Below are 6,728 nucleotides of genomic sequence, written 5' to 3' on the forward strand. Positions count from 1 at the left end.
GAAACCGGGAACGGCCGGCCCAGCATCAAGATTTCACCCCGCGAGGGACGCTCGCCGGAGTGGGTCCGTCCGGCGGAGCTTGGCCGACTGGATAGTGAGTCAAGAAATGAATCAGGGTGCGAACACCAATGCCTGAGGCGCCACGCGCGCTCCAAGGCTTTGGGTCGTCGAGCCAAGCTGTCCCGGCGATGTCCAGATGAAGCCAGGGGGTTTCCTCAGCAAAAGCTTTGAGGAACATGGCGGCGGTGATGGCCCCGCCGCCGCGCTGGCCGCTGATGTTTTTCAGATCGGCGATGTGGCTCTTCATGAGCTCGGCGTATTCCTCGTCCAGCGGCATGGACCACATTTTCTCGCCGGCAGCCTGAGCGCTCGCAAGAAAGCGCTCGAGAAGAACCGCGTCCGAGGCAAAAATGCCGGCATTCAGGTTGCCGAGAGCAACCACGATAGCACCGGTCAGCGTCGCAGCATCAATCAGGCAAGTGCATCCGAGCCGCTTGGCGTAGGTCAGGGCATCGGCCAGGACAAGCCGGCCTTCGGCATCGGTGTTCAACACCTCAATGGTTTTGCCGGAGAGCGAGGTTTGGATGTCCCCCGGTTTTTGGGCGCGACCGCTCATAAGATTCTCCGCTGCGGGCACGAAAGCCATAACGCGGAAAGGGAGGTTGAGCTGGGTGATGGCGCGCATGACGCCAAGCATGGTGGCGCCGCCGGCCATGTCGTACTTCATCTTTTCCATGCCCTCGGCGGGTTTGATGGAGATACCACCACTGTCAAAGGTGATTCCCTTGCCGACGAGACCGAAGACAGGCGCACTCGCCGCCAGCTCTCGGGGAGAATAGCGAAGGATAATGAAGCGCGGGGGCTCGTCGCTGCCGCGGGCTACCGCAAGGAACGCCCCCATGCCCAGTTCGGCGATGCGCTTTTCATCCAGGATCTCTGCCTCGAGACCAAATTGCTGAGCCATCTCCAGGGCGCGCTGGGCGAGAATGCGAGGCGTGAGCGCATTCGAGGGTTCGTTGACAAGATCGCGGGTAAAGTTTTGCGCTTCGGCAATGACACGCCCGCGCCGCACCGCGGCTTCAACCTCAGCCTGCTGATCACCGTCAAGACCAGCCACGGTGAAGGCGGCCACTTTCTTTTGGTCGTTCTTGTCTGTTTTGTACTTGTCAGCTTCGTAGTCACCCAGCAGGGCACCTTCCGTCACGGCCTGTGCCGCATCAGCGATCGGAATGTCAGGGGGGAGAAGAAACGCGATGGTGCGAACGCCTTTGCTTTTCAAATGGCGGAGGGCGGCCGCGGCTACTTTTCGCAACTCCGGCAGTCCGAACTTTTCGGGCTTCCCTGCCCCAACCAATAGAAGCCGGTTGGCAACCAAACCGGGGACATGGTGGAGGAGAACCATGTCCAGCGATTGGCCGGTCAGTTCGCCGGCTTGCTGCAGATCCCTCAGACGTCCCCCGCTCAAAGAATCGATCTGCTGAAGCAGTGGTGGAAGCTGATCTTTGGATTCAGGGATGCAGGCGGCCAGCGCGTCGCCCTTCCAGGTTTCAATGGAACCGGCGAAAAGGGTGATGTCCATGGATCTCCGTCGTTGGCGCTAAAAACGTTTGTGCCGGCGCATCGCTTCCGCCGCTTCGCGTTCGGCGGCGCGGCGGCGAATGGTCTCACGTTTGTCATAAATCTTTTTGCCTTTGGCCAGAGCAATTTCGCACTTGGCCCGACCGCGCTTGAAATAGATCTTCAGGGGAACCAGCGTGAGGCCCTTTTCTCTGGTTTTCCCAAAGAGTTTACGAATCTCCTGGCCATGCAGCAGCAGCCGGCGCGCGCGCAGGGGTGCGTGGTTCGAATAACCACCAGCCGCGTAGGGAGGAATATGACAGTTGAGCAGCCAGGCCTGACCGTCCTTAATCGCCACATAGCTGTCGCGCAGATTGGCCTCCCCGGCGCGGAGTGATTTAACTTCTGTGCCCAGCAACTCCAAGCCCGCCTCAAACCTGTCCAGTAGGAAATAGTTGTGGCTGGCAAGGCGGTTTGTGGCAACCACTTTTTCGTCGGTGGACTTACCTTGAGCCATTCAAAACCAACTATCTTAAGGTCGGGCAGAGGAAGATGCAAGCCGACGGTACGGGTCTCTTGCCGGAGTTGGTAAGCAGTGCTAGACTCACGGCGAACCGGTTCTTTTTGAGGCTTCCAAGATGCGTTCAACCCGATGGTGGGCAGTGTGTGGCGTTGTTTTGGCCGGGCTGATCCTGGCCGGTTGTCCCAAGGGTCAGACCGATTTCAAACAGGGCAAAAGGGCGGAGATGGAAAAGGACTACGACAGCGCTCTGATTCACTACCAGAATGCCCTGAAGGCGAACCCAGGGAACACCGAATATCAACTCAAGGTGCAGCGTTTGCGTTTTGAGTCGAGTCAATCTCACGTGGATCGCGGACACAGGCTGCGTGCCCAAGGACAATTGCAACTGGCGGCGGCCGAGTTCGAAAAAGCGCTGGCCATTGATCCTTCCAGCTTTGTGGCCGAGCAGGAACTGAAGAAAACACTGGAGCTAATCGCCGAGGAACAGCAGAAATCGCAGAAAAGCGAAGCGGAGAAGCCGGCCACAACAGACGAAGCCAGCGAAGGACCGCCCCGGCTGGCGGCTTTGCCCCAAACTCCCATGAGCTTGCGCGCCACCAATGATGCCAAGATGATCTTTGACACGATCGGGAAACTGGCGGGAATCTCCATGATTTTCGATCCGGATTTTGCTTCCCGAAGGATACCCGTTGATTTTGTGAACGTCACGCTGGCCGAGGCGCTGGACCTGGTGGCTTTACAGACGAAGACCTTCTGGAAGCCGGTCACGAGCAATGCCATCTTCATCATCCCGGATACGCCGCAAAAGCGGAAAGATTACGAGGAACAGGTCGTCCGCACGTTCTATCTTTCGAACACATTGACGGCCACCGAACTTACGGAAGTGGTGACGGCGCTGCGGACCCTGCTCGACATGCGCCGCATCCAGCAAAACAACACGATGAACGCGATTGTGGTGCGTGATACGCCGGACAAGGTGGCGGTGGCGGAGAAAGTGATCCGGGATATTGACAAGGCCAAGCCAGAAGTGGTGGTGCAGGTTTCGGTGTTGCAAGCACGCCGCGACCGGCTCCGCGAGCTGGGCATCCAGCCGGATACTTCGCCGGTTGCCTCACTCGTTTTCACGCCGCGCAATCCCACGGCGCCGGGAACGGACACCAAACCCCCTTCGGGCACCATCCGCTTGAGCGACTTACAACGACTTTCGTCCGCCGATTACAGTCTGGCGCTGCCGGGCGCGCGCGCATTTGCGCTCCTGAGTGACTCGGCGACGAAAATCTTGCAGAACCCCGAGGTGCGCGCTTCCGACGGGCAGACAGCGAAGCTTCGCATCGGCGATCGCATTCCGGTGGCGACGGGAACTTTCCAGCCTGGCCTCGGCGCTGTGGGCGTCAGTCCGCTCGTAAGCACCCAGTTTCAATATCAGGACGTTGGCGTCAACGTGGAGTTGACGCCGCACGTGCATCCGAACCGCGAGGTCAGCCTGAAGGTCAAGGTGGAGATTTCGCAACAGACGGCAACGGTCAACATCGGGGGCATCAATCAACCGGTCTTCAGCCAGCGAGTGGTCGAGCACGACATTCGCCTGCGCGAAGGCGAGGTGAACGTGCTCGGTGGCGTGATTGAGCGGACGCATCGAACGTTGAAGACGGGTTGGCCAGGGTTGAGCCAGGTACCGTTCCTTCGTTATTTTTTCTCGGACGAAACCACCGAGACGCTGGAAAACGAAGTGCTGATTGTGTTGACTCCCCGGGTAGTCCGAGTGCCGGAGATTACGGCGGCGAATTTGCGCAGCGTGAATGTGGGGACGGACACGAACCTGAAACTACGCCTGGCAGCAGGGGAGAGGGCAGTGCCCGCCGGGCGTGCGCAACCTCCCCTGGGCGAGGCAAAAGCAACCGCACCGACGCCAGCGCCGGCTCCGACGGGTGCTGCGATGATTCGCTTCGATCCGAATCTTGTGAACGTGCCGAGCGGCCAGCCGTTTGTGGTGAACGTGGTGGTGGACAACGTCAAGGATTTGTTTTCGCTTCCGTTCCTGGTGCAGTACGACGCCAAGGTGATTCAGATTGATGAAGTGCGGCACGGCGGCTTCATGTCGAGCGACGGCCAGGCAGTGGCGATCGTGCAGCGAGTGGATCAAGAGAACGGCGTGGCCATTATTTCTCTTATCCGGCCACCCGGGACAAGCGGCACGAGCGGCAGCGGTGCGGTGGTGGCGCTGGTGGCGCGCAGCTTAGGTAAGGGCCAAACAACGCTTCGCATTCCCCAGGTGAATGCCCGGACGGCGACGCAGGAGACGATTTCGCTCGCCACCGGTGAGTGCGTGGTAGTAGTACAGTAACCGGACAGCAGAGGCTTCGAGTGGGGGCAGGAATTCGCCATCAGCGCGGACTCACGTTGATCGAGTTGGTGATCGCGGTGGCAATCGTGGGAATCCTTGCGGGCCTGGCGTTGCCGATGGCCCGCGTACAGATTCGGCGGCAAAAAGAGGTCGAGCTGCGGCGGGCACTGCGCGAGATGCGGACAGCCATTGACCGTTACAAAGATGCGGCTGACCGTGGTCTCCTCCAGGTGAAACTTGGGACGGAAGGGTACCCGCCCGATTTGGAGACGTTAGTCAAGGGAGTCCAACTGGGCGGGGCGCCGGACCGGCGGGTGCGTTTCTTGAGGAAGATTCCTGTGGATCCGATGACGGGTTACCTCGAATGGGGAATGCGGTCCGTCCAGGATTCGCCGGACGCTGGGAGTTGGGGCGGGCAAAACGTTTTTGACGTGTACAGCCGCAGCACCGCTACCGCCCTCGACGGAACCCGCTATTCGGATTGGTAGTGCAAAGAAGAAGTTCAAGACGCGGATTTACCCTGCTGGAATTGATGGTGGTGATCACGATCATCGTGATTCTGATCAGCATCGCCATTCCTCAATTTCAACGCTCCATCCGGCGCTCGCGGGAAGCCGTGCTCAGGCAAAACCTGACGGCGATGCGCGTGGCCATCGACCAGTACACGCTCGACAAGCTGCGCGGGCCGCAGTCGCTGGATGATCTGGTTGCCGCCGGGTATTTTCGGAGAATCCCGAACGATATTACCGAGAAGAAGAATACCTGGCAAGTGGAATACGAAGACGTCTTGCTCAGCCCGGACCAAACCGAGACGGGCATCGTGGATGTGCATTCGGGTTCAGACGCAGTATCCTCGGAAGGTACTCCCTATAGCTCCTGGTAGCTGGCTTGTTCAAGAATAAATCGTGATTGGCACTTTCATTTTGCTGTTTTCCCCCTCTATGTTTCCGAGGCCTGTTTGCTGATTTTTCTATTTCGGCTTTCCGGTCAGCGGCCGTCGGGGTTGCGGAAAGGGAGAGAATCGAATACTATCGGGCTGCGGGGTGGAGCAGTCTGGTAGCTCGTTGGGCTCATAACCCAAAGGTCGGTGGTTCAAATCCACCCCCCGCAACCAGCACTAATAAAGCAGAGGCCGAGCGCAGAGTTCGGCCTTTTGCTTTCCTAGGTGGAAAACTGCATTCAGCGAGCTGTAGCTCGTTGGGCTGGCATTTTTTGCGTGCCGCGGGCGGCGCGGGGCCAAAGGTCGGTTCAAATCCACCCCCCGCAACCATGGGCGCTTTTGGGCAAATCCCTGAAGCGCCCTTCTTGCTTCAAGTTGCGGGTAGAGCCGCCATCGTTCCCTTCCAATACGTGACCGCGCTGATTGTTGACGATAGCTGGACAGCACAAGCGACGTTCGACAGGAAATCCTAGAGTTGCAAAAGTCTGACATGCCCGCTTACTCGTGGGTTTCACTTCTCAGTGGTTCGCGTGGTTCACCGCAACTCAATTGCGGAAATAGACCTCACTCGGAAGTTATCTTTCCCAAGCCTCCTTTTTCGCCGGTGTATACCTGCATCGGAAAACCTCATTTTAAGGCTGCGGTCAGCATCACTTGAGCATTAATCTCGATCTCGCCCGGTACAATAGTTGTCTCCGGTGCTTCGCGCGCTGAATCTGTGAGACCGAGAGGCCGTCGGAGTGGTTTGGGCGACATCCCACGCTCCTCAATGCGAAGCACGCGGTCAACAGCGCGGTGCGCACCCGCGGCCGCAGCTTCCGCTTTGGCGAGCGCATCAGCAACAGCTTGTTTCAGCGCTTCGTGCTCGATCGCCTCCCGGTCTTTAAGATCGAATCTAGGGCTCGCGACTGAGTTTGCCCCGGCGGCAATACTGAGATCGATGACTTCCCCTATCCGGTCCATCTGCTCAATCCGAACTTCGATTGCGTTCCTAGCTGCATAGCCACGAAGGACCTGGTTGCCCTTAACATAGTCATAGTCGGCTTCCAGATAGTATGACAGCGTGCGAATGGCCTCTTCTGTGATGCCGGCCTCCCTAAGCCTTTTCCGCACTGCAGCCATGATCTCAGCATTCTTGCTCCTTGCTTCTTTGGGAGTTCTCGCAAGGGATTCGACAGCCACCTCCACGAAAGCAACGTCCGCCGCTTTTCGGATGACGGCCTCGCCTGTCGTCGCGACGACCGGAAATGCCACCTGCTGACCTGCCGTGCTGGAGGAGACAAAAGGGCCTCCGCGGCACGCGTAGAGACTTGCTAAGAGGGGGATAACTGCTATGACAAATGTCCTCCCCCGAGCTGTCGGAT

Annotated in this window: 6 protein-coding genes and 1 tRNA gene; 4 read left to right on the forward strand and 3 right to left on the reverse strand. The window is 58.7% G+C overall.

Annotated elements, in window-relative coordinates:
- Window positions 1-25: 25 nt before the first annotated feature.
- Window positions 26-1,579 (reverse strand): leucyl aminopeptidase, encoded by a 1,554-nt coding sequence (locus VIH17_02730; protein HEY4682145.1) that lies wholly within the window; start codon window positions 1,577-1,579, stop codon window positions 26-28.
- Window positions 1,580-1,597: 18 nt separating this feature from the next.
- Window positions 1,598-2,074, reverse strand: coding sequence for an SsrA-binding protein SmpB (smpB, locus tag VIH17_02735; protein HEY4682146.1), 477 nt, complete (start codon window positions 2,072-2,074; stop codon window positions 1,598-1,600).
- A gap of 121 nt (window positions 2,075-2,195) precedes the next feature.
- Between smpB and VIH17_02740 the strand changes: the two genes are divergently transcribed.
- The 4 genes from VIH17_02740 to VIH17_02755 all read left to right on the forward strand — a co-directional run bounded on the left by VIH17_02740 (window position 2,196) and on the right by VIH17_02755 (window position 5,538).
- Window positions 2,196-4,424, forward strand: a complete 2,229-nt coding sequence (locus VIH17_02740) for a cohesin domain-containing protein (protein HEY4682147.1) — start codon at window positions 2,196-2,198, stop codon at window positions 4,422-4,424.
- A 20-nt stretch (window positions 4,425-4,444) separates the two neighbouring features.
- Window positions 4,445-4,912, forward strand: coding sequence for a prepilin-type N-terminal cleavage/methylation domain-containing protein (locus tag VIH17_02745; protein HEY4682148.1), 468 nt, complete (start codon window positions 4,445-4,447; stop codon window positions 4,910-4,912).
- A complete protein-coding gene (locus tag VIH17_02750) occupies window positions 4,912-5,307 on the forward strand; it encodes a prepilin-type N-terminal cleavage/methylation domain-containing protein (GenBank protein HEY4682149.1) in 396 nt (131 codons plus the stop codon). The genes VIH17_02745 and VIH17_02750 overlap by 1 nt, the downstream gene beginning before the upstream one ends.
- A 154-nt stretch (window positions 5,308-5,461) precedes the next feature.
- A tRNA-Met gene (locus tag VIH17_02755) sits at window positions 5,462-5,538 on the forward strand.
- 453 nt (window positions 5,539-5,991) lie between these two features.
- On the opposite strand, the gene VIH17_02760 is transcribed toward VIH17_02755, so the two are convergent.
- A partial coding sequence (locus VIH17_02760; protein HEY4682150.1) for an SIMPL domain-containing protein occupies window positions 5,992-6,728 on the reverse strand: 737 nt, incomplete at its 5' end.

The organism is Candidatus Acidiferrales bacterium (assembly GCA_036514995.1).
Classification (GTDB): Bacteria; Acidobacteriota; Terriglobia; order Acidiferrales; family DATBWB01; genus DATBWB01.

What these genes read in the sequence shown, in the direction of transcription:
- smpB (HEY4682146.1), bottom strand. Translation starts at nt 2,074, where the DNA reads ATGGCTCAAGGTAAGTCCACCGACGAAAAAGTGGTTGCCACAAACCGC.
- VIH17_02740 (HEY4682147.1), top strand. Translation starts at nt 2,196, where the DNA reads ATGCGTTCAACCCGATGGTGGGCAGTGTGTGGCGTTGTTTTGGCCGGG.
- VIH17_02730 (HEY4682145.1), bottom strand. Translation starts at nt 1,579, where the DNA reads ATGGACATCACCCTTTTCGCCGGTTCCATTGAAACCTGGAAGGGCGAC.